Genomic DNA, 22,131 nt, shown 5'->3' on the forward strand with positions numbered 1-22,131 from the left:
GACGTCATTATCGGAAGGTTTTGTGACAGTTTTATGATAAGCATTATTACTGTCATATCAAGGCAATATAATCCTGCTTTCCCCGCCCCCCAGACTTTGTACTTTAATTTGCACACCAATCCGTTCTACCAGCGTTTGTACATGTGAAATCACACCGACCTGACGCCCCGCTGCCTGCAGCGCGTCCAGACTGGCAATGGCCGTATCCAGACTTTCCGGATCCAGCGTACCGAAACCTTCATCAATGAAAAGTGACTCAATCCGCGTATCGTGTGATGAGAGTGACGATAATCCCAACGCTAGTGCCAGTGACACCAGAAAACTTTCGCCACCGGACAAGGATTCTACGGCCCGGATGTCATCGCCCATATCGCGGTCGATCACCTGTAATGCCAGGTCAGTACCCGGAACACGTTGCAGCTGATAACGCGGCGCCAGCTCAGCCAGATGGTGATTCGCCAGCCCGAGTAATTGTTCCAGCGTCAGACTCTGTGCAAAGGTCCGGAATTTGGCGCCATTGGCTGAGCCGATCAGATCACTGAGTTGCTGCCAGCGATCGCTGATCTCCTGCTGAGCCTGATAAACCTGTTGCAACTGGATCTGCGTTACTGCCGCTTCTTCGGCCTGCATTTGCAGACGTTTAATATTAAACAGCTGTTGATCCAGTTCCTGTAAATTTAGTGTCATCTCCTGCTGCAGCGCGGTCAGCTGGTTAAAATCCAGCCCAATCCATTGCGGTTGAATATGTTGTAACGTTTCACAGCGTTTTTGCTGTAACGCCATCTGTTGCTCCCGTTCCTGCAGCCTGGTTTTCACTTGAGTCAGTTGTTCATCCAGATGAGCCAGCTGTTCCCGCTGCAGACGAACCTGTTCTATCGGCACCAGCAACAGTTGCCGGATTTCATATTCGTTAATCCCCAATTTTTGCTGCTGCTGCATCGTACTGAGTAACAAGGCACGGTGTTGCGCCTGCAGCTGTTCCAGATGATGTTGCTGGCTGCTCACCTGTGACTGCAGGGCAATACGCTGTTCCTGCCAGAGCTGCAGCTGTTGTTGCTGTTGTTCCGCCAACTCGCGGTTTTGTTGTACACGCTGGATCCATTGCTGCTCCAGTGGCTCTGCAGGCTGACCATTCAGACAGGATTGCCGTTGCTGTAACAGTTGCTGGAAATCAGACTGGATCCGTTCCTGTTCTTTTTGCCGCAATTGCAGCTGTTCCTGCAGTGTCAGCAGCCGGCTGTTTTGTGCTGAAATTTCAGCCTGTAATTGCTGGTATTGCTGCTCACTCAAAATCCAGTGCTGTTCTGTCTGCAGATATTCCTGACAACATTTCTGCCAGCCGTCTAACCAGACCGCGCCCTGCTGCAACGTCAGAGCAGAACGCCATTCCAGCGGTGCTAATTGTTCATCGAGTGATTGTTCACTCTGCTGTAAACGCAGCAGCAAGGCGGATTGCTGCTGTTGCAGCAGTTCAAACGCACCCTGTTGCTCACCCACCTGACTGCGTAACGCCATCAGATCGCGTTCATACTTCTGGGCCTGTTGTGTCAGTTGCTCCTGCTGCAGCAACAGTTGTTGCTGACGTTCAAATTGTGCCCGGTTGCGTTCATATTGCTGATGTAATTCACCGGCCTGCAGTGTCTGCTGATGCTGCACTTGCGCTAATTGCGTTAACAGCGGTAACCATAACGATTCATCACCCGGCCAGGCAGGGATCAGCACCGTATGGTCCTGTCGCATGCTCTGCCATTGCTGTTCCAGTGCGCGCAACGCGTTATCCAGATGCGTTAGCTGCCGTACCAGCTCTTTTTCTGCCAGTATCGTTTGCTGTTCGGCTTCCTGTAACTGAGCATTTTCTACCTGACCTCGTTCCTGTTGTTGTTGCAAAAAGAGCTGCTGACGCTCCAGTTGCAGCAACAAGCTGTCAGAAATAGTTTCATGCCGGTAAGGATGATGCACCGAGCCGCATAACGGACAAGGCTCATCTTCTGAAAGATAGACGCGGTAATCCTGCAACTGACTGTGCAGTTGTGCCTGTTTCAGCGTTTGATTCACTTCCTGCCACTGGGCTTGTGAAGTTTCCAGCTCCGGCAGCAGGGATTGCCGGCGATGAGCGATTTGTTGCAGACTTTGCCGGAACTGCTGCTGACGCTGTAATAATTCGGTACGCTGCCGATTCCCCTGAACCGCCTGCTCGGCAACGCCTTTCAGATGCACACAACGTTCTGCAATCCCCTGCACTTCCTGCCAGCGGTTGTACAGCTGCTGCAAGGTTTGCCATTCCTGCGCGTCACCTTCCTGCTGCAGGCGTTGCTTTATAGTTTGCAGCGCGTCCTGCTGATGCTGGAAATGGTGCTGAACAGCCACCTGCGCACGCTCCAGCTCCTTCAGTTGCTGCTGATAGATTGCAATCTGCTGGTTCTGCTGTTGCCAGCGCAGTTTTTCACCGAGAAAATCCTGCATCGCTTTTAATAATGGCTGTTGTTGCCGGGCCTGACGTTGCCAGTGGTGATTTTCTTCCAGCCATATTTTCAATTCAGACCGCTGGTGCTGCAGTTGTTGCAGTGCGTGCTGCTGTTGTTGCTGCAGGTGATGCTGCTGTGTGGTTTCGGTCTGCAGAACCAATAATTGCTGTGCCGCCAGTTGCAGTTGTTGCTGGCGTTCTTTCAGTGAGTTATCCAGTTCTCTGGCCTGACGGATCTCTCGTTGCAGCACCGAAAATTCAGCATCGCCTTCATCCCGTTGCTGTAATGCCTGCTGATACTGTTGCTGTAAGGGTTGTTCCAGTTCCAGATGTTTTGTCAGCTGCAGCTGACGTTGTTGCAGTGTTTCACTGATCTGTTGCAGTTCTAAAACGGTACGATCAAGCTGCTCATGCTCAGCACGGGCGACCTGCACTTTTTCCAGCGCAGCCAGGCGCCGGCGGGACTGTTCCTGCGCATGCCACTCTTCAGTAGCCGTCTGTAACTGCAGGCGGGACTCTTCCGTTGCACTCTGCAGCTCCTGTAACCGCCGCTGCATCTCCTGCCATTCCTGTAACAGGGTCAGTTGTTGTGCTTTTTGCTTTTGCTGCAACGACAATGCCTGCAACTGCGATTGGATATTGTCGCGATCTTCCTGACTGAATTGCGGCTGATCACCGAGTTTTTCTTCCAGCACGGCTAACTGCTGACGTTCCGTTTTTGCCCGCTCATAGGCGGCCATCGAAAGTGCGGAATAGTGTTCGGTCCCGGTCATCCGTTCCAGCAGCGCGGATCGTTCATCCGTACTGGCTTTCAGAAACGCAGCAAAATCACCCTGTGGCAAAATGACGGCCCGTCGGAACTGTTCCCAGTTCAGGCCTATTTTCTCATCGATCTGACTCTGCACGTCACGCTGGCCACCGGCATAAGTGATGCCCCCCTCAGAAAGCTGACGCAGCGAGCGTTCCTGCTTCTGGCATTTGCCATCCGGACGGTTACGGGCCCGGCGCACCGACCAGCGGGCACAATAATGCTGACCATCGCGGGCAGTAAAATCGACTTCGGCATAACCGGAAACGGCGCCACGACTTAAAATCAGGCGGACATCATTCGCTTTCAGACGCTCACTGTCATCCGCCCGGCCTATTTCCGCCATATTCTTTTTATTGGAGGGAAAACGGGCGATCTGGTCATATAACGCCAGACAAATCGCATCCAGAATGGTGCTTTTACCTGCGCCGGTATTGCCGGTGATGGCAAACAGACCACTGTCACCCAGACGTCCGTGAATGAAATCGATATTGAACGGATGACTCAGACTGGCAAGGTTTTCACCGCGAACCGCTAATATTTTCATAATGCTTCGTTCTCCAGCGCGGTTTCTAATTCTTCAAAACAATTGAGCAGAACACTATCCGGTGATGACGCATATTGCCGCTGATAACAAAGTTCAAACACTTCCCGTGGAGACAGCGAATCGAGCGGGACACTGGTCATTTGATCCGCGATCCCCAGACCATGACCACTGTATTCGGTATAGATCCTGGCCAGACGTACCGGCTTATCTACCAGCGCGGCCAGTATCCGTTCCCGTAACCGCGCTTCCGGTTTTTCCAGTCTGACCCGCACTTCCAGAAATGGGCGCTGGTTCTGTGGTAAATCCGTCAGCGATAAATTATCCAGCTCAGCCAGAACCGCATCTAACGGTGCGGGTTGTGCAGGAAGGCGCAGAATATCCACTGTTCGCGGAATACGGATTTTATCGGTGACCGTAATCTGATGTTCAGCAACCGTCAGCTCAATCAGCTGATGCGGATAATTTTGTTCCGCCAGTGATAAGGGTAACGGCGAACCGGCGTAATGCACCTGCTCACTGAGTGACTGCGCCAGATGCAGATGCCCCAGCGCAACATAGTCAGCCCCGTTGAACACCGACAGCGGCAGTGCGTGCTGATTACCGCCCAGTACTTTCCGTTCGGATAATTCAGAGAGTTCGCCACTTTGCAGATAAGCATGTCCCATCGCTAACAACGGTTGCTCAGCGGTGCGCAGAGAATCGATATGAGCGAACACCTGCTGATATACCTCGCGTACGCCCGCCACCAGCCGGTCTTCTTCACCGTTTTGTTCTTCATCCATCCGTAAATCGGCACTGCGTAAAAAAGGAACGGCCGCACACCATGCCTGAACACAACCAGTTCTGTCTTTCAGCGGAATCGCCAGTTTGTCACAATTGAGCCGACCATCGGTGTCTCGCTCAACAGCACCAATCAAATGCAGATCAAACGATTTAAGCAATTCATGCGGAGCATCTAATTTAGAGGGAGAATCGTGATTACCGGCGATGATAATGACATTCAGGTGTGGTCGCTGCTGACGCAAGGTAGCCAGAAACTGATAAAACAGCTGCCAACTGGTTGCTGAAGGATTGGCGGTATCAAACACATCCCCCGCCACCAGCAGGCCATCGATATCCCGCTGCGATATCTCATTCATTAACCAGTCGAGAAATGAACGGTGTTCAAAATAACGCTCATGGCCGTGCAGACGATGACCCAGATGCCAGTCGGCGGTATGCAGTAATTTCACGATGCTCAACAACAGATCAGGAAGTGATTACCCGTAACATGATGGCTGAGACGTTCTTTTTCAAGCGTTGCGGCACTCCATCCAGTATTCTTCCAGTTGCCATACCGGATGCTTATGCGCTTCTTTGATCTCAAAGCCCTGGCTCTTAAAAAAATCGACTTCATCGGGACATTCGGCACTCGCACGATGATAAAGCACCGGATGATGCTTCTTTGCCAGATACAATAACTCTTCGGCCAGCTGCTGGCGCTGGCAGGTCGGCTCGACGTAGAGCTCCAGTAGTTCATCTGCATTTAACGCGACGAAACCCACCAGATGATCTTCATCATCGGCAACCCACACTTCTGTTCCGCACTCCAGTTGCTTACGCATTGACTCCTGTCTGTGCCACCAGGTAGCTGCAGGCAGAAATTCATCGGCATGCAGAGATGCCTGCAGCCAGATGGCTGTCAGTTGCGGCATATCTTGAGGTTCACTGCGTCGAATCACCATGATTCACTCCGGTTCAATCTTGATTTCAGTTTACTCAGTCAGCGCGAAGAGGTTGTCCGGTGGTTATCAGGTTGTGAAACAGCTCCGCTTTTTCTCCGGGGAATGCCGAAGCGATCACAATGCTGTTAGAATGCGTTTTCTTTGAAACATGACTGAGGTCGCCATGTGGTTTAAAAACCTGCAACTGTACCGCTTTACTCGTCCGTTTGAACACGATGCTGACAGCCTGGAAAAAATGCTGCAGAGCCATCTGTTTTCGCCCTGTGGCAGTCAGGAGATGAGCAAATTCGGTTGGATTTCCCCGCTGGGAAAACATGCCGAAGTATTGGTGCATGAAGCACAGGGACAGATGTTGTTATGTGCTAAAAAAGAAGAAAAAGTGCTGCCGGCAGCCGTCATCAAAGACATGCTGCAGGAAAAAATCGATGAGATGGAAGCCGCTCAGGGCCGTGCACTGAAGAAGAAAGAGAAAGAATCGCTGAAAGAAGAGATCCTGCACACGCTGCTGCCTCGTGCCTTCCCGCGTTCCAGCCAGACGTTCTTATGGATCAATCCGGCAGAAAACTATCTGGTCGTCGATGCAGGTTCAGCGAAAAAAGCCGACGACGTATTATCTTTGTTGCGTAAATGTACCGGTAGTCTGCCAGTTGTACCGTTTGCACTGCAGAATCCACCAGAAATTACCATGACTGAATGGTTAAATGCGGGAGCTGCGCCGGGTGGTTTCGTATTGGAAGATGAAGCCGAGCTGCGTTCTGCGCTGGAGCATGGCGGCATCATCCGCTGTAAAGAGCAGGATCTGGTCACTGAAGAGATCAAAGCGCATTTGCTGGCCGATAAAATGGTCACCAAACTGGCTCTGAACTGGTCTGATACCGTTAGTTTCGTTTTAGCTGATGATTTATCGATCAAACGCCTGAAATTCAGCGAAGAATTACGCGAACAGAATGAAGATGTGATTTCTGAAGACCATGTTGCCCGCATGGATGCCGACTTTGCGCTGATGACCGGCGAACTGGCAAAATTCGTTCCTGAGCTGGTTGCTGCGCTCGGCGGAGAAAAAGCGGAATAACCGCATCCGTTCAGATCCAAACCAGATAAAAACACTGGTAAAAACAGCGGGAATGAGAATTTCATCCCGCTGTTTTTACAGATATATCCTTAATACCCCTTTCCAGAGTACAATCCCGCGCCCGATGCCATCAGGTGGCATCTTACTGACCTGTGATCAGACCAAGAGAGAACAACATGTTTAAACCAGAATTACTGTCTCCGGCGGGAACGCTGAAGAATATGCGTTATGCCTATGCTTACGGTGCAGACGCTGTTTATGCCGGCCAGCCCCGTTACAGCCTGCGTGTGCGCAATAACGAATTTGATCATGCCAATCTGCAATTGGGGATCAACGAAGCGCATGACTTAGGGAAAAAGTTGTATGTGGTAGCCAATATTCAGCCGCATAACTCCAAGCTAAAAACCTTCGTGCGCGACATGAAACCCGTGATTGATATGGGACCGGATGCCTTAATTATGTCCGATCCGGGCCTGATCATGATGGTGCGTGAGCACTTCCCGGAAATGCCGGTGCATCTGTCGGTTCAAGCCAACGCCGTAAACTGGGCGACTGTGAAATTCTGGGAAAAAATGGGGCTGGAGCGCGTGATCCTGTCGCGTGAGCTTTCCATTGAAGAAATTGAAGAAATCCGCCAGCAATGTCCGGATATCGAACTGGAAGTGTTTGTGCATGGCGCACTGTGCATGGCCTACTCCGGCCGCTGCCTGCTGTCCGGTTATCTGAACAAACGCGACCCGAATCAGGGTACCTGCACCAACTCCTGCCGCTGGGAATATAACGTACACGAAGGCAAACAGGATGATGTTGGCCAGATCGTGCACAAACAAGAGCCGATCCCGGTCAAGGTTGAACCAACGCTGGGTATTGGCGCGCCAAGTGATGCATTAGTGTTACTGGAAGAGAAAAACCGTCCGGGTGAATTCATGACCGCGTTCGAAGATGAACACGGCACTTATATCATGAACTCCCGCGATCTGCGTGCAATCCAGCATGTTGAGCGTCTGAGTAAACTGGGCGTGCATTCGCTGAAAATTGAAGGCCGGACTAAATCTTTTTACTACTGCGCACGTACTGCACAAGTATACCGTCAGGCCATTGATGACGCTGCAGCCGGTAAACCGTTTAATGCCAACCTGATGGGTACACTGGAAAATCTGGCGCACCGCGGATACACCGAAGGTTTCCTGCGTCGTCATGTGCATTCTGACTATCAGAATTACGACTACGGTTACTCGGTTTCCGACAGCCAGCAGTTTGTCGGTGAAGTGCTGGAACGCAGTGCTAACGGCATGGCTAAAATTGCGGTGAAAAATAAATTCCTTGTCGGTAACAGCATGGAATTGATGACACCACAGGGCAATTTAAGCTTCCAGCTTGCGCATATGGAAAACAAGAAAGGTGAGCAGATTGAAGTCGCGCCGGGTGATGGTCATATTGTCGAAATCCCGGTGCCGGAAAATGTCGATCTGAATTACGGTATTTTACTGCGTAATCTGGATGACAAAGAAAGCACCCGCCAACCGCATGCGGTGGCTTAAATGGCGCTACTGATCACTGAGGCTTGCACTAACTGCGATATGTGCGAACCGGAATGTCCGAATCAGGCCATTTATATGGGCGATAAGGTGTATGAAATTATGCCTGATCGCTGTACCGAATGTGTGGGCTTCTATGAGGAGCCCACCTGCGTACGGGTGTGTCCGATCAACTGCATTATCAGTGATCCGGCACATCCGGAATCAGAACTTGAATTACTCAATAAATTTATATCGCTATACGAAAAAGGAGACTAAATGGAACCAGTAATTATTTATGGCAAACCAGATTGCCCTTACTGTGAAATGGCAGTGAAGTTTTGCGAAGAACGCGACTTTGCTTTCACCTACATTGATATTTTTGCTACCGGCATGACAGTAGCTGATCTGCAGAAAAAAGTAGGTCAGCCAGTTCGCACCGTACCGCAAATCTTTGTTGGTAAAAAGCACGTAGGTGGTTATACCGATTTTTACAAAGCGGTTACTGAAAACCTGCTGTAAGTAAGCATTAACTCCGCCCGGAGTTCAGCAGCACGGATGCTGCTGGCGACTATTTCATCTTCCCGCCAAAAGAACATTGCCTGTTTCCTCCCCTCGCCCTATAATCGCGCCGTTTTCTAACCCCGTTCTTTAACATCCAGTGGTGAATCCATTATGCATCCTATGCTGAATATTGCTATCCGCGCAGCCCGTAGTGCTGGTCAGGTTATTGTGAAAAGTTTTGCTGATCCAAGCAAAATTGAAACCATGCAAAAGGCTATGAACGATTTTGTTACAAACGTTGATCGTGAAGCGGAAAACGTGATCATTCAGACTATCAAAAAATCTTATCCTGACCACGCTATCGTGGCAGAAGAGAGCGGCTTTACCAGCGGCAAAGACGCTGACTACCAATGGATTATCGACCCACTGGATGGCACTACCAACTTCGTTAAAGGCATTCCTCATTTCGCTGTTTCTATTGCATTGCGCATTAAAGGCCGTACCGAAGTGGGCGTTGTTTATGACCCAATCCGTGATGAACTGTTTACCGCTTCCCGTGGTGCTGGCGCGCAGCTGAACGGCTACCGTCTGCGTTGCAGCAATGCCAAAGATCTGAACGGTTGTGTATTAGCCACTGCGTTCCCACATCGTCACCGTCACCATTACCAATCTTTCCTGACTATGTTTAACAACATTTTCCAGGAATGTGCTGATATTCGCCGTGCCGGTGCTGCCAGTCTGGATCTGGCTTATGTGGCTGCTGGCCGCATGGACGGTTACTGGGAACTGGGGCTGAAACCATGGGATCTGGCTGCTGGTGAGCTGATTGCCCGTGAAGCCGGTGCTATCGCTACCGATTTTGCCGGTGGTCATAACTATGACAACAGCGGCAATATCGTTTGTGGCAACCCACGCATTGTGAAAGCACTGCTGGCGAAAATCCGCGAAGAATTACCAGAATCACTGGCTAAATAAGTAAACAAAAAACTCGGATGTGCTACCGTTTTCGGTAGCACATCATGACGATAACACCTACCACCAGCCCCCAGAACGCAGAACCAATTCCCCACAAGCTCAACCCACTGGCAGTCACCAGAAACGTCAGTAATGCCGCTTCCCGCTGATGCTCATCATGCAATGCTGCATGCAAACTCGCCCCTATCGTGCCGAACAGTGCAATGCCTGCTACCCCCATGATCAATGCGCCCGGTAATATGGCAAACAAAGTCACGATACTGGCACCAAACACTCCCGCAATCAGATAACCGATTCCGGCAAAAACCGCCGCTTTGTAACGTTGCTTCGGCTCTTCATGTGCTTCCGTTCCCATACAAATAGCAGCTGTAATTGCTGCCAGATTAATGGCAAAACACCCCAGTGGAGCCAGCAGAACATTAATCACACCAGTCACTGTCAGCGAAGCAGACACCGGCGTCTGATAGCCGTTAGCCCTCATTACCGCAATGCCCGGCAGATTTTGCGATGCCATGGTGACGATAAACAGTGGTAAACCAACCCCGAGTAATGTCGCTATATCAAAAGCTGGCCATGTCAGTACCGGAGAAACAAACGTAAGCGGTTGACTATTGTTCTGCAGTAATCCCTGTTGCCAGGCCACAATCCCTCCGGCAATCAGAACAAACAGGATCGCGTAACGCGGATAAAACCGCTTCGCCAGCAGATAAACCAGCAACATACTGATAATCAGCGCTGGCTGTAGCGGCATTTGCTCAAACACTTTCATACCAAAACGCACCAGCACCCCGGCTAACATTGCCGATGCCAATGCCGTCGGGATCTTATGCATCAGTCGCGCAAATAATCCGGTGACGCCACACAGCGTGATCAGCAATGCGGAAAACAAAAACGCACCTGTGGCAAGCGCTGGCGAGACGCCCTGTAAGCTGCTGATCAGCAATGCCGCGCCCGGTGTGGACCAGGCGGTCAGGATCGGCTGACGATAATAAAGCGACAGGATCAGCGTGCTTAATCCCGAGCCGATGCTGAGTGCAAACAGCCATGAACTGGTCAGCTGCGCATTCGCCCCACTCATACTGTTGGCTGCCTGAAAAATCAGGGCCACGGAGCTACTGAAGGCGACCAGATTAGCAACCACACCGGCGACTGGTAAACTTAATGCAAAACGCATGGCACTCCCTTTTTACTGATATCCCGCATGACCTGATATCCTGCATGACAATGTATTGCTGTCAGGCTAGGCTTAGCTCATTCATGTGCGTTATAACGCTCAAATTATCATGCCTCATCGCTGTGCGCTATAGCGCACAAACAGAAAAACGGGATACGGAATGCAAGACTTAATCCGGCATATTGCTGCTACCCTTCAGCTGTTACGTAAACAACGCGGCTGGAGTCTGGATAAAACCGCTGCCGCTACCGGTGTCAGTAAGGCCATGCTCGGGCAGATTGAGCGTGGAGAATCAAGCCCGACCGTGGCCACTTTATGGAAGATTGCCACAGGGTTTGAGACCTCCTTCTCGACCTTTCTTGAGCCATCGGTTCAGTTGCAGGATATCTGGCGGACGAGCGATTCATCTGCGGTACAGCATAGAAATAAGCATGACATAGCCGCAAAAGCCGTTATTCCGTTTGATCCGCAATTCGGATTTGAATTGCTTCTGGTAACACTGCCGGCAGGCATTGAGCATCTTTCCGCGGCGCATGCTGATGGTGTGACTGAACATGTGATCCCGCTGGATGGTACTTTAGAGATCATGAGTGACGGACAATGGCATCCGCTGGACGCTGGTGATGCCATGCGTTTTGATGCCTCCCGCCCCCATGGCTATCGCAACCGGTCGGATCAGCCGGTCAGTTTTCACAATCTGATTTGTTACTCCGCGGATTAAAAAGCTGAATGCAGCAGAAAAACATGCGGTTTCCGTCAGAGGGGCCGACATTATCAACGCTATACTTTTAATGAGAATGATCCGAATCGGTTAATAAACAAGGAAGGGACGTTAATTGCCTAATAAAATACTGGGTTTTATCACCAGACGATGGCTTTATACGCTCATTCCTGGTTTGGTATTTATCCTGGGATTACTTCTGACCTGGATTACGGTTTCCAATATCCGGCAGCAGGAGACCAGCAAGATCCTTTCTGAATTCAGAATCAGGGCAAATGAACTGGCAGCCGGCCTGGAACGGCGACTGACCTATAACGGTGAAATTCTGCAAGGTGTAGCCGGATTATTAGCCAGTAGTGATCATGTGTCCCGAGATGAGTTTCAACGTTATATCCGGCAATTGAAACTATCCGTTTATTATCCGGGAATTCAGTCCATTGGTTACAGCACGCTTATACCTGAAACAGAAAAACAACAGCATATCGCCAAAATCAGAGCGGAAGGTTTTACTGATTATGACATCCGGCCAGCCGGAGAACGGGAGTTCTACTCGTCCGTAATATTTGTTGAGCCACTGAACTCGCGGAATCAGCAGATCATGGGTTATGACATGCTGTCAGAACCGGTGAAAATGAACGCAGCCGGGCAAGCCCGGGATCTGGCTGCGGCCGTTATGACCGGTAAAATCACTCTGCAGCAGGAAACAGAACAGCCGCCCCAATCCGGCATCTTCATATTCAGCCCGATTTATCAAAACAATATGCCGGTTTATACCATCGAACAACGCAGGAACGCGCTGACCGGTTGGGTTTATGCGGAAATACGGCTTCAGGAGCTTCTGACCCATTATCTGCAGCAGGGCTATCCTGATTTTTCCCGCAAAATTGCTCTCCGGCTCTATTCAGGGAAACACCCCGGTTCGCCGGAATTGATGATTGATACCTACCCGCCGGATTTATCGCATTCCGACGAAGACGAGATGATCAGGTCCTCTGAGATCCTGGGTTCTGACTGGACATTGCATATCAAACCCCTACCGGCCTACTGGACGAGTGCAGGTTCAGAGAAAAGCAGCAACATAGCCATTCAGGCAGGCATTATTCTGAGCTTACTTTCCGCCTTCCTCAGCTATGTTTTAGCCAATTCACATCTTCAGGTTAGAACAGCCTTAACTGAACGCAGAAAAAATGAAGCCGCGATGCAGTTAGCGAGTACCGTGCTGGATGCCAGCCCCGGCGGGATCATGGTAACCGATGCGGACAAACGTATTATCGCCGTCAATCCGGCTTTTACCCGGATCACCGGGTATGCTTTGGAAGATATCCTGCATCAGAATCCCCGAATACTCTCCTCCGGCCAGCAGGATGAAATGTTTTACCAAACCATGTGGCAATCAATAGAGCAACATGGTTACTGGGAAGGTGAATTGATCAACCGGCGCAAAGATGGTCAGCTGCTTCCTGAACTTCTGTCAATCAGCAAGGTATTCGATAAAGAAGGCAATGTGATGAATTACGTTGGGATGTTTCTGGATATATCCGCACGGCGGGAAGCGGAAGCCAGGATCCAATATCTCGCACATCATGATTATCTGACCAATTTGCCAAATCGTTTGTTATTAGTTGAACACGCAACGCAGGCACTCACTCTGGCCCGTCGTTACAAAAGACGCATGGCTATCTTCTATATTGATCTGGACCGGTTTAAACCAATCAATGATCAATATGGGCACAATGTGGGCGATGTGATACTGAAAACGGTGGCACAGCGTCTGCTCAGCATCGTAAGAGAATCTGATACCGTATGCCGTCAGGGTGGTGATGAGTTTGTGATCCTGCTGCCTGAATTTATGGATACCGACAGTCTCGAAATACTGGCGATTAAACTGCGGGATGAGATACAGAAACCCAGCATGGCTAACGGTTATCAGCTTACGATTTCAGCCAGTATTGGCATCGCCACCTATCCGGATAACGGCGATACGGTTGATGCCATTATCCAGAGTGCCGATACCGCCATGTATAGCGCCAAAGCAGATAAAGAAAAACATATCTGCTTTGCCCCTTCCATACCAACCGCCAAAGAAGACTGATTATCCCCGCGCGTATTTTGCCGCTTGCTGAAACAGTTCATCGCTGGGGCGAATTCCGGTATAAAGCACAAATTGTTCAACAGCCTGAATGGCAAAAACGTCCGCCCCGGTGATGACCTTTTTCCCCTGCGCTTTGGCATAACGGATCAATGGCGTTTCAGGCGGTAATGCCACCACATCAAAAACAACCTGAGCAGCATTAATTGTTTCTTCGGTAAAAGACAGTGTTTCAGCCTCTGCCCCACCCGCCATGCCGATTGGGGTGACGTTGATAAGCAAATCAGCCTGAATACCAGCCATCTCTGCCGCCCATTCAAATCCATACAAACCAGCGAGATGTTTTCCGGCTTCTTCATTACGAGCCACGATACAGCCTTTTTTAAATCCGGCATCTTTCAGCGCACAAGCCACGGCTTTGGCCATGCCACCGCTACCGCGTAAGACGAAGGTCAGCTGATTGGAAACCTGATGCTCCGCCAGTAATTTGGCAATCGCAATGTAATCGGTGTTATAGGCTTTGAGGTAACCATTGGTGTTTACAATGGTATTCACCGAGTCAATGGCTTTGGCTGACGGATCCAGCTCATCCACCATTGGAATACAGGCTTCCTTGAAAGGCATCGAAATCGCACAGCCACGGATGCCTAAGGCACGCACACCGCCAATGGCAGCAGCCAGATCTGTGGTGGTAAAAGCTTTATAGAGGTAGTCGAGATCTAACGCATCATATAAGAAGTTATGGAAACGGGTGCCGAAGTTACTGGGGCGCGCCGCCAGTGACATGCAAACCGTAGTGTCTTTGTTTAATTGTCGGGTCATGCTGCAAGACTCCTGATGGGAAATGAAGGCGGAATAAGTGAATGCAGCGGATTAAATTACCAGTAAGGAATACAAATACCTAGCTGGCAGCAGCCACAATCTGTTCCAGATCACGTCGTGATGTTTGTCTGGTATCCACCTTCACGTAAGCCGCCATCTCTTCCAGAACGAGCACCACATCCGCAACACCCGGCTGGGCTTTAATATTCTCAGCGAGTAAAGAAGATTGCTGTTTCGCTGAATCAGGTAACACGATCCGCAAACTACTGACATACGGCGGTTCCCGCATGGTCAGACTGACCAGCAACCAGAGCCCGACGATGACGATTCCGGCCAGAAAGACCAGCGGCGTACCATTAAGCTGCAGCAACCAGCCACCTGATGCACCGCCTGCTGCGACCCCCAGAAACTGACTGGTGGAATACAGCCCCATTGCCGTGCCTTTATACCCGGCAGGCGCGATTTTACTGACCAGTGATGGCAGCAATCCTTCCAGCACATTAAAGCCGATAAAGAACAGCTGAATACCGGCAAACACGAACCACAATTGCAGCCCGGCAGAAAACAGGACGGCTTCCGCCAGCAGAAAGATCAGAATACAGCTGATAAATACCTGCTTAATCCGGCGGCGTTTTTCGGCATAGATGATGAAAGGAACGACCGCCACAAACGAAATCAGCATAGTAACCAGATAAACCTGCCACTGAAGCTGCCGCTGAAAACCCGCCTGTTCCATTGCCACTGGTAGCGCCACAAAACTAGCCATCAGCAACGCATGCAGAGAGAAGATACTGAAGTTCAGCTTCAGTAATTCCCGTTCCATGAGTACGGCCCGTAAATTACCGCTGACGAAGGCTGACTCACGATTCAGCACATGCTGCTGTGGTTTGGGGATGAAAAACAGTGTCGTGATAATAGCCAGCCCGGTCAGACCTGCAGTTCCCCAGAATAATGCTGACAATCCGAATGCATGCGTAATAACCGGCCCTAACACCATCGCGACAGCAAAGGTAATGCCGATACTGACACCGATAAATGCCATGGCTTTGGTGCGATGCTGCTCGCGGGTGAGATCCGACAACAGCGCCATTACAGCAGCAGAGATAGCTCCCGCTCCCTGCAGAGCCCGACCGATAATCACCCCCCAGATAGAATCAGCACAGGCAGCCAGCACACTTCCCAGCAGGAAGAGCAACAAGCCACCAATAATCAGCGGAAAACGACCGAACTTATCCGACAATAAGCCAACCGGGATCTGAAACAACGCCTGCATTAATCCGTAGATCCCGATCGCCAGACCAATCAATGACTCATTGGCTCCCTGTAAGGCCATGCCATAGGTCGTCAGCACCGGCAGCACCATAAACATGCCGAACATACGCAATGCGAATACAGCGCCTAAGCCAACAGTAGCCCGACGCTCCGTTGCGGTCATCTGGTTATCGTGCATATCAGGTTATTCCCGTTAAGTCAGAAACCCAGTGACGTCAGAAACCCAGTGACGTCAGAAACTGGGCCGGATCCGGCGTGGCAAAATCGACCGACATCATGACACTCAGTGACGTAATGGCAATGATGGAGAAGATAAACAGCTTTTTCGCCCAGACACGATCATCTGCCGCTTTAAATCCGGCAAATGCCATCGCTGACCAAGCGATACCAATCAGCATCGCTACAGCAAAATAGCTGTAACCTGCATAACCGCTCAGCGTTAACATCAGTGTTGCCACCGCAAACGCCAGAACATAACGCAGGATATGACTCTTAGTCACCGAGATGCCGTGTTTCACCGGTAAAACAGGAATTGATGCAGACTGATAATCTTTGAAGCGGAATATCGCAATCGCATAGGAATGCGGCATTTGCCAGAGACTAAAAATCAGCAGTAGCAGAAAGGCCGCAATATCGAACTGATTGCTGACCGCGCAATAACCGATGACTGGCGGTGCTGCACCGGAAAGGCTGCCCACCAGCGTGCCATACACCGAGGTGCGCTTCAGCCACAGGCTATACAGACCGACGTAAACCACAAACCCCATCAGTGCGAGTGCTGTCGCCAGTGGATTTGTCATCAACCACAACAAGCCAAAACCGGCGATACCCAGTAATGTGGCATACACCAGCGTGGTAAGGGGTGAAATCAACCCCTTCACCAGCACCCGGTTTTTGGTGCGCTCCATAATGCAGTCGATATCACGATCGATGTAATTATTAAAAGCGCAACCGGAAGCGATCACCAGCGAAACCCCGGTGACCGTAGCCAGAAACAGCGCTAAATCCAGGCTTCCTTTGGAAGCCAGGAAAAAACCACCAATGACGGAAATCAGATTACCAAAAATGATCCCCGGTTTTGTGACGAGCAGGTACTGCTTGATCATGATGTCAGCTCTTAATGACCCATCATATTATGGTTAAGGTGGAACATGATCCACAGTGACCCCACGACAATGATAGCAATGATCAGTACCGTAAAGACAAAGGCAATCATATTCCAGCCACCCTCTGATTTAGTATCCATATGCAGGAAGTAAATCAGCTGCACCAGGATCTGAGCGACCGCGAATGCGGCAATCACCAGAATAACCGTTGATGGCGGTAAAGCAGACTCCATCACTATCCAGAATGGAATAACAGTGAGCACGACTGACAGAATAAAGCCGGTAATATACGACTTCACGCTACCGTGGCTGGCACCGCCATGACTCGTGTTATGACTCATTACAGCACCCCCATCAGATAGACCACAGTGAACACACAGATCCAGACAATATCCAGGAAGTGCCAGAACAGACTCAGGCACATCAGGCGGGTCTGATTGGTGGTTGTCAGACCATTTTGTGCTACCTGAATCATCAGAACGATCATCCACACCAGACCGGAAAATACGTGTAAACCGTGAGTACCGATCAATGCAAAGAAACCAGACAGGAAGGCGCTGCGATCAGGGCCATAACCTTCCGAAATCAAATGACTGAATTCGTTGATTTCCATGCCGATAAAGGCGGCACCGAAGAAAAAGGTAACAGCCAGCCATTTCATGACACTGCTTTGTTCACCTCTGTTCATCGCCAGCATCGCCATGCCATAGGTGAAACTACTGATCAACAGACAGAAGGTTTCCGTCAGTACATACGGCAGTTCAAAAATATCTTTCCCTGTCGGCCCTCCGGCAAAACTGCCTGAAAGTACGGCATACGTTGCGAATAGCGTCGCAAACAGAATGCAGTCACTCATCAGGTAAATCCAGAAACCAAATACTGAGTTGGAACCGGAGTCATGATGCTCATGCTCACCGGCGTGCACAGACTGATGGTGTAAAGTTTCAACCGACATGCTTCACCTCTGCCTGATTCATTTTTGCAAAATGTTCATCTTCTGTTTTTTTCACTACATCGGCCGGAACGTAATAGTCGACATCCTTGTTAAACGAATACGTAATCCAGGTCGCAATCACACCGACAAAACCAACAATCGCCAGCCACCAGATATACCAAATCAGCGCGAAACCCATAATCAGACTAAACAGACTGATGATGACACCGGCACCGGTATTCTTCGGCATATGGATCTCGGTGTATTTTGCCGGACGTTTATATGCCGTGCCTTTTTCCTTCATGTCCCAGAACGCATCACGTTCAGAGACAACCGGAATTTCAGCAAAGTTATAGAACGGTGGCGGAGATGAGGTTGCCCATTCCAGAGTACGCCCACCCCATGGATCACCAGTCAGATCGCGGTTTTTGTTACGGTCTTTGATACTGACCACCAGCTGCAGCAACTGACACATAATGCCGATCAGGATCAGCACCGCGCCACCCACGGCAATCAGCAGCATGGAATGATATTCAGGGTTAATGTCCTGACTCAGACGACGGGTCATGCCCATAAAACCTAACGCATACAGCGGCAGGAAGGCACCAAAGAAGCCGGTGATCCAGAACCAGAACGCGGCTTTGCCCAGTTTTTCATTCAGCGTGAAGCCCATCGCTTTCGGGAACCAGTAGTTGAACCCGGCCAGATAACCGAACACCACCCCACCGATGATCACGTTATGGAAATGTGCAATCAGGAACAGACTGTTATGCAGCACGAAGTTCGCACCCGGAACAGCCAGCAGCACCCCGGTCATACCACCCACGGTGAATGTCACCAGGAAACCCAGCGTCCAGAGGATCGGTGTCGTGAACTGCACTCGTCCCTGATACATGGTAAACAGCCAGTTGAATATCTTCACCCCGGTCGGGATCGAGATAACCATAGTGGCAATACCAAAGAACGCGTTCACGTTGGCACCCGCGCCCATAGTAAAGAAATGGTGCAGCCAGACGATGAACGACAGGATAGTAATCGCGACCGTAGCCCACACCAGCGAGGTATACCCGAACAGCCGTTTTTTGCAGAATGTTGCCACGACTTCAGAGAAGATACCGAATGCCGGCAGGATCAGAATATAAACTTCAGGATGACCCCAGGCCCAGATGAGATTGACATACATCATCTGGTTGCCGCCTAAATCATTGGTGAAGAAATGCGTACCGAGGTAACGATCCAGCGTCAGTAACGCAATAGTGACGGTCAGGATCGGAAATGCAGCAATAATCAGCACGTTAGAACAAAGGGCCGTCCAGGTGAACACCGGCATCTTCATCATACTCATACCCGGTGCACGCATTTTCAGGATGGTGACAAAGAAGTTCACCCCGGTCAGCAAGGTACCAATCCCCGAAATCTGCAAGCTCCAGATCCAGTAATCGACCCCAACCCCCGGACTATACTGATGCCCGGATAATGGCGGATAGGCCAGCCAACCAGTCTGCGCAAACTCACCCACCCCCAGCGAAATATTCATCAGCGCAACGCCGACAATAAACAGCCAGAAGCTCAGCGAGTTCAGGAACGGGAATGCCACATCACGCGCACCAATCTGCAATGGCACCACGATATTCATCAGCCCTACCATAAATGGCATCGCCATGAAGAAAATCATGATCACACCGTGCGCGGTGAAAATCTGATCGTAATGGTGTGCATTCAGGAAGCCTTCCGAACCGCCGGAAGCCAGCATCAGTTGCAGACGCATCATGATCGCATCGGCAAAGCCACGCAATAACATCACCATCGCCACGATGATGTACATAATGCCGATCTTCTTGTGGTCAACCGACGTCAGCCATTCCGTCCAGAGCCAGCCCCATTTTTTGTAATAGGTCATGGCAGCAACAATCATGATGCCAATCAACCCGACGACACTCAGCGTCCCCATAATAATGGGTTCGTGATACGGGATCGCTTCAAGCGTTAACTTTCCAAACATGTTTTATTCCCCGGAGCCTGAATGTGATGGCATGTGCATACCCTGCTCCATGTCGTGAGGCATTTCCTGTTGCATGCCATGACCCTCTGGTGCAGCCTGCTGATTAGCCGGAACCATAAAGCGGTTGATGATGTCCTGATACAAAGCCGGTTTCACTGCACCAAAATACTCAACCGGGTTATTCTGGGTTGCCTTGGTCAGTTCATCGTAATCGGTCAGCTGCAGTGCTTTCGGCGATTGTTTGACTTTCGATACCCACTCATCAAATTTCTCCGTCGACGTGGCATAAGCCATAAACTTCATACCCGAGAAGCCAGCACCACTGTAGTTCGCGGAGATCCCCTTATAGGCGCCCTCTTCATTTGCGATCAGATGCACTCTGTTCTGCATCCCAGCCATTGCATAAATCTGACTACCCAACTGTGGAATAAAGAATGAGTTCATCACAGAACCGGATGTCACTTTAAATTCAATCGGCACATTTGCCGGGAAGCTGATTTCATTCACCGTCGCAATGCCCTGCTCCGGATAAATAAACAGCCATTTCCAATCCAGCGAAACCGCCTGAATCACCAACGGTTTTTCTTTGGAAGCCAGCGGTGTACGGGGATCAAGTGAATGCGTTGTTTTCCAGGTGAGCGTGCCAAGAATCAAAATAATGATGAGAGGAATCGTCCAGACAACAAATTCGATTTTGTTGGAATGTGACCAGTTTGGCGAGTAGGTCGCATTTTTATTGGAAGCCCGGTATTTCCAGGCAAAAACGAAGGTCATGATAATGACCGGGATAACAACAATCAGCATAAGCCAGGTTGCAGTAAGGATCAGCGATTTTTGCTGCATCCCGACTTCACCTTTCGGATCAAGTAATGCCATATTACAGCCACTTAGCAATAATGGCATCAGCGATGGTAACAACCACCAGAACCTGTTTTTTATCATCTAACAACTCCGTCGAACGGGAATATCACATTTCCAATGTGCGTCGCCTATTGTGAAAGCTACCTGAAGCGTTGTTAATACAATGTTGTATTTTGTTTATATTTTTATGATCCATGTATGAAAAAATGATCTAACGCAATATTTTATTCCAACTTTACTTTCGTAAACGAATTCAGACCCGGACTCATAAATCACTGTCATCCTAAACTTATCTTAGACGCTCTCTCACCAGTCGCCAGTTCCGATTAGATTTACCTGCTTGCTCACAAGCAAAATAAAAACCATCAACTACGCTGTAAACAGAGAGTAATTTCAGAATGGAATAGCAAAATGCAGACTCAGATGAATGAATTGCCGATGACCAGGCAGGATTTGTCGCAGCGTCTTGCCAATTTGCACGAAATCATCCGCGGACGTTATGATTTTATCGATCGGATATCGATCGCCATCTATGACGCGAAAAACGACCTGCTGAAAACATTTGTCGGCAGTACTTCTGATGGCATCCCCCTGCAAGGTTATGAAGCACATCTTGCCGACGTGCCATCATTACAGGCACTGATCCATTCCCGGAAAAGCCGGATCGTGCAGGATATGGACGCCGTATTTAATAGCCACAGTGACCATACCGGCTGGCTACGCAGCCAGAACTATCTCAGCAGCTACACCATCCCCATTTTTCAGGGCAATCTATTCGTCGCTTTTCTGTTTTTTGATTCAAAAAAAGCCGATGCATTTCAGCAGGAGACCGTTCATTTTCTGGATGTGTTCGCTGATCTGGCGGCACATCTCTACCTGATTGAGCTGGCGGCAGTGAAATCACTGATCAATACGGTACACCTGGCTACTGATTTCGCCCGGATCAGAGATCTGGAGACAGGCAATCATTTAGATCGGATGGCAAAATATTCACGCTTGATCGCCCGTGGCGTTGCAGAGCAGTATCAGCTTAGTGATGAGTTTATTGAATACCTGCACCTTTTTGCACCTTTGCACGATATAGGAAAAGTCGGCATTCCTGACAAAGTGCTACTCAAAGCCGGAAAACTGGGGACAGCCGAGTGGGAAATCATGCAGCGGCATGTCCAGCTCGGCACCATGATGATTGACCAGATGGTCAATGATCTGGGACTTAATCTCGACAATGCTTCAGCCATTATGCGTAACATAGTGGCAGGCCATCATGAACGGGGCGATGGTTCAGGTTACCCGCAAGGATTAAAACTGGAACAGATCCCTATTGAAGCGCGAATTGTAGCTATAGCGGATGTGTATGATGCACTTTCCACTGCCCGGCCGTATAAAACAGCCTGGACAGAGGAAGATGTTATCGCCGAATTACAAAAGGAAGTCGCCGCCGGACGACTGGATGCAACATGCGTCGCCGCATTACTGAATGCCACCGAAGAACGGCTGGCGATCCAGGCCCGCTTTGCAGACCCGGTCTGATATAACGTT

The 22,131-nt window shown here is 50.0% G+C and carries 19 protein-coding genes; 8 read left to right on the plus strand and 11 right to left on the minus strand.

Annotated features, from left to right (window positions below):
* Window positions 1-57: 57 nt before the first annotated feature.
* The 3 genes from TOLA_RS10515 to TOLA_RS16375 are packed head-to-tail and all read right to left on the minus strand — an operon-like array spanning window position 58 to window position 5,543.
* A complete protein-coding gene (locus TOLA_RS10515; protein WP_015879136.1) occupies window positions 58-3,819 on the minus strand; it encodes an AAA family ATPase in 3,762 nt (1,253 codons plus the stop codon).
* A complete protein-coding gene (locus TOLA_RS10520) occupies window positions 3,816-5,051 on the minus strand; it encodes an exonuclease SbcCD subunit D (protein WP_015879137.1) in 1,236 nt (411 codons plus the stop codon). The genes TOLA_RS10515 and TOLA_RS10520 overlap by 4 nt, the downstream gene beginning before the upstream one ends.
* Before the next feature lie 60 nt (window positions 5,052-5,111).
* Window positions 5,112-5,543 carry a GNAT family N-acetyltransferase gene (locus tag TOLA_RS16375; protein ID WP_015879138.1) on the minus strand — a complete coding sequence of 144 codons (432 nt, stop codon included), beginning with the start codon at window positions 5,541-5,543 and terminating at the stop codon, window positions 5,112-5,114.
* Window positions 5,544-5,706: 163 nt separating this feature from the next.
* Between TOLA_RS16375 and rdgC the strand changes: the two genes are divergently transcribed.
* From rdgC to suhB, 5 genes are all read left to right on the plus strand, one after another.
* Window positions 5,707-6,615: a recombination-associated protein RdgC gene (gene rdgC / locus TOLA_RS10530; RefSeq protein ID WP_015879139.1), complete on the plus strand. Its 909-nt coding sequence runs from the start codon at window positions 5,707-5,709 to the stop codon at window positions 6,613-6,615.
* Window positions 6,616-6,791: 176 nt separating this feature from the next.
* Window positions 6,792-8,156, plus strand: a complete 1,365-nt coding sequence (gene trhP / locus TOLA_RS10535; protein ID WP_015879140.1) for a prephenate-dependent tRNA uridine(34) hydroxylase TrhP — start codon at window positions 6,792-6,794, stop codon at window positions 8,154-8,156.
* Window positions 8,157-8,411 (plus strand): YfhL family 4Fe-4S dicluster ferredoxin, encoded by a 255-nt coding sequence (locus tag TOLA_RS10540; protein WP_015879141.1) that lies wholly within the window; start codon window positions 8,157-8,159, stop codon window positions 8,409-8,411. It begins immediately after the preceding gene.
* Window positions 8,412-8,654 carry a GrxA family glutaredoxin gene (locus TOLA_RS10545; protein ID WP_015879142.1) on the plus strand — a complete coding sequence of 81 codons (243 nt, stop codon included), beginning with the start codon at window positions 8,412-8,414 and terminating at the stop codon, window positions 8,652-8,654.
* Between the two features lie 153 nt (window positions 8,655-8,807).
* On the plus strand, window positions 8,808-9,611 hold the full coding sequence (gene suhB / locus TOLA_RS10550) for an inositol-1-monophosphatase (RefSeq protein WP_015879143.1): 804 nt from the start codon (window positions 8,808-8,810) through the stop codon (window positions 9,609-9,611).
* 22 nt (window positions 9,612-9,633) lie between these two features.
* On the opposite strand, the gene TOLA_RS10555 is transcribed toward suhB, so the two are convergent.
* Window positions 9,634-10,785: a benzoate/H(+) symporter BenE family transporter gene (locus tag TOLA_RS10555; protein ID WP_015879144.1), complete on the minus strand. Its 1,152-nt coding sequence runs from the start codon at window positions 10,783-10,785 to the stop codon at window positions 9,634-9,636.
* Window positions 10,786-10,945: 160 nt separating this feature from the next.
* Here TOLA_RS10555 and TOLA_RS10560 point away from each other — a divergent pair, with 160 nt between their 5' ends.
* Together TOLA_RS10560 and TOLA_RS10565 are read left to right on the plus strand one after the other, a co-directional pair.
* Complete coding sequence (locus tag TOLA_RS10560; RefSeq protein ID WP_015879145.1) at window positions 10,946-11,506, plus strand: helix-turn-helix domain-containing protein; 561 nt, start codon at window positions 10,946-10,948, stop codon at window positions 11,504-11,506.
* Window positions 11,507-11,621: 115 nt separating this feature from the next.
* A complete protein-coding gene (locus TOLA_RS10565; protein ID WP_015879146.1) occupies window positions 11,622-13,598 on the plus strand; it encodes a CHASE domain-containing protein in 1,977 nt (658 codons plus the stop codon).
* Here TOLA_RS10565 and TOLA_RS10570 read toward each other — a convergent pair whose 3' ends face one another.
* The 7 genes from TOLA_RS10570 to cyoA all read right to left on the minus strand — a co-directional run bounded on the left by TOLA_RS10570 (window position 13,599) and on the right by cyoA (window position 20,673).
* On the minus strand, window positions 13,599-14,417 hold the full coding sequence (locus TOLA_RS10570) for a shikimate 5-dehydrogenase (protein ID WP_015879147.1): 819 nt from the start codon (window positions 14,415-14,417) through the stop codon (window positions 13,599-13,601).
* Between the two features lie 79 nt (window positions 14,418-14,496).
* Entirely contained in the window at window positions 14,497-15,867 is a 1,371-nt protein-coding gene (locus tag TOLA_RS10575) for an MFS transporter (protein WP_015879148.1), read from the minus strand.
* 37 nt (window positions 15,868-15,904) lie between these two features.
* On the minus strand, window positions 15,905-16,798 hold the full coding sequence (gene cyoE, locus TOLA_RS10580; RefSeq protein ID WP_218916151.1) for a heme o synthase: 894 nt from the start codon (window positions 16,796-16,798) through the stop codon (window positions 15,905-15,907).
* A gap of 8 nt (window positions 16,799-16,806) precedes the next feature.
* On the minus strand, window positions 16,807-17,136 hold the full coding sequence (locus tag TOLA_RS10585) for a cytochrome o ubiquinol oxidase subunit IV (protein WP_015879150.1): 330 nt from the start codon (window positions 17,134-17,136) through the stop codon (window positions 16,807-16,809).
* Window positions 17,136-17,750 carry a cytochrome o ubiquinol oxidase subunit III gene (locus tag TOLA_RS10590; protein WP_015879151.1) on the minus strand — a complete coding sequence of 205 codons (615 nt, stop codon included), beginning with the start codon at window positions 17,748-17,750 and terminating at the stop codon, window positions 17,136-17,138. Before TOLA_RS10590 ends, TOLA_RS10585 begins: the two co-directional genes overlap by 1 nt.
* A complete protein-coding gene (gene cyoB / locus TOLA_RS10595; protein ID WP_015879152.1) occupies window positions 17,740-19,731 on the minus strand; it encodes a cytochrome o ubiquinol oxidase subunit I in 1,992 nt (663 codons plus the stop codon). Before cyoB ends, TOLA_RS10590 begins: the two co-directional genes overlap by 11 nt.
* A 3-nt stretch (window positions 19,732-19,734) precedes the next feature.
* A complete protein-coding gene (gene cyoA, locus TOLA_RS10600) occupies window positions 19,735-20,673 on the minus strand; it encodes a ubiquinol oxidase subunit II (protein WP_015879153.1) in 939 nt (312 codons plus the stop codon).
* Window positions 20,674-21,003: 330 nt separating this feature from the next.
* Between cyoA and TOLA_RS10605 the strand changes: the two genes are divergently transcribed.
* A complete protein-coding gene (locus TOLA_RS10605; protein ID WP_015879154.1) occupies window positions 21,004-22,122 on the plus strand; it encodes an HD domain-containing phosphohydrolase in 1,119 nt (372 codons plus the stop codon).
* Window positions 22,123-22,131: the final 9 nt, after the last annotated feature.

This window comes from Tolumonas auensis DSM 9187 (assembly GCF_000023065.1).
GTDB lineage: Bacteria > Pseudomonadota > Gammaproteobacteria > Enterobacterales > Aeromonadaceae > Tolumonas > Tolumonas auensis.

Coding starts and splice junctions, on each gene's coding strand:
- suhB (WP_015879143.1), top strand. CDS start 8,808: ATGCATCCTATGCTGAATATTGCTATCCGCGCAGCCCGTAGTGCTGGT.
- TOLA_RS10515 (WP_015879136.1), bottom strand. CDS start 3,819: ATGAAAATATTAGCGGTTCGCGGTGAAAACCTTGCCAGTCTGAGTCAT.
- TOLA_RS10540 (WP_015879141.1), top strand. CDS start 8,157: ATGGCGCTACTGATCACTGAGGCTTGCACTAACTGCGATATGTGCGAA.
- rdgC (WP_015879139.1), top strand. CDS start 5,707: ATGTGGTTTAAAAACCTGCAACTGTACCGCTTTACTCGTCCGTTTGAA.
- trhP (WP_015879140.1), top strand. CDS start 6,792: ATGTTTAAACCAGAATTACTGTCTCCGGCGGGAACGCTGAAGAATATG.
- TOLA_RS10555 (WP_015879144.1), bottom strand. CDS start 10,785: ATGCGTTTTGCATTAAGTTTACCAGTCGCCGGTGTGGTTGCTAATCTG.
- TOLA_RS10560 (WP_015879145.1), top strand. CDS start 10,946: ATGCAAGACTTAATCCGGCATATTGCTGCTACCCTTCAGCTGTTACGT.
- TOLA_RS10605 (WP_015879154.1), top strand. CDS start 21,004: ATGCAGACTCAGATGAATGAATTGCCGATGACCAGGCAGGATTTGTCG.
- TOLA_RS10590 (WP_015879151.1), bottom strand. CDS start 17,750: ATGTCGGTTGAAACTTTACACCATCAGTCTGTGCACGCCGGTGAGCAT.
- cyoB (WP_015879152.1), bottom strand. CDS start 19,731: ATGTTTGGAAAGTTAACGCTTGAAGCGATCCCGTATCACGAACCCATT.
- TOLA_RS10585 (WP_015879150.1), bottom strand. CDS start 17,136: ATGAGTCATAACACGAGTCATGGCGGTGCCAGCCACGGTAGCGTGAAG.
- cyoA (WP_015879153.1), bottom strand. CDS start 20,673: ATGATAAAAAACAGGTTCTGGTGGTTGTTACCATCGCTGATGCCATTA.
- TOLA_RS16375 (WP_015879138.1), bottom strand. CDS start 5,543: ATGGTGATTCGACGCAGTGAACCTCAAGATATGCCGCAACTGACAGCC.
- TOLA_RS10570 (WP_015879147.1), bottom strand. CDS start 14,417: ATGACCCGACAATTAAACAAAGACACTACGGTTTGCATGTCACTGGCG.
- TOLA_RS10575 (WP_015879148.1), bottom strand. CDS start 15,867: ATGCACGATAACCAGATGACCGCAACGGAGCGTCGGGCTACTGTTGGC.
- TOLA_RS10545 (WP_015879142.1), top strand. CDS start 8,412: ATGGAACCAGTAATTATTTATGGCAAACCAGATTGCCCTTACTGTGAA.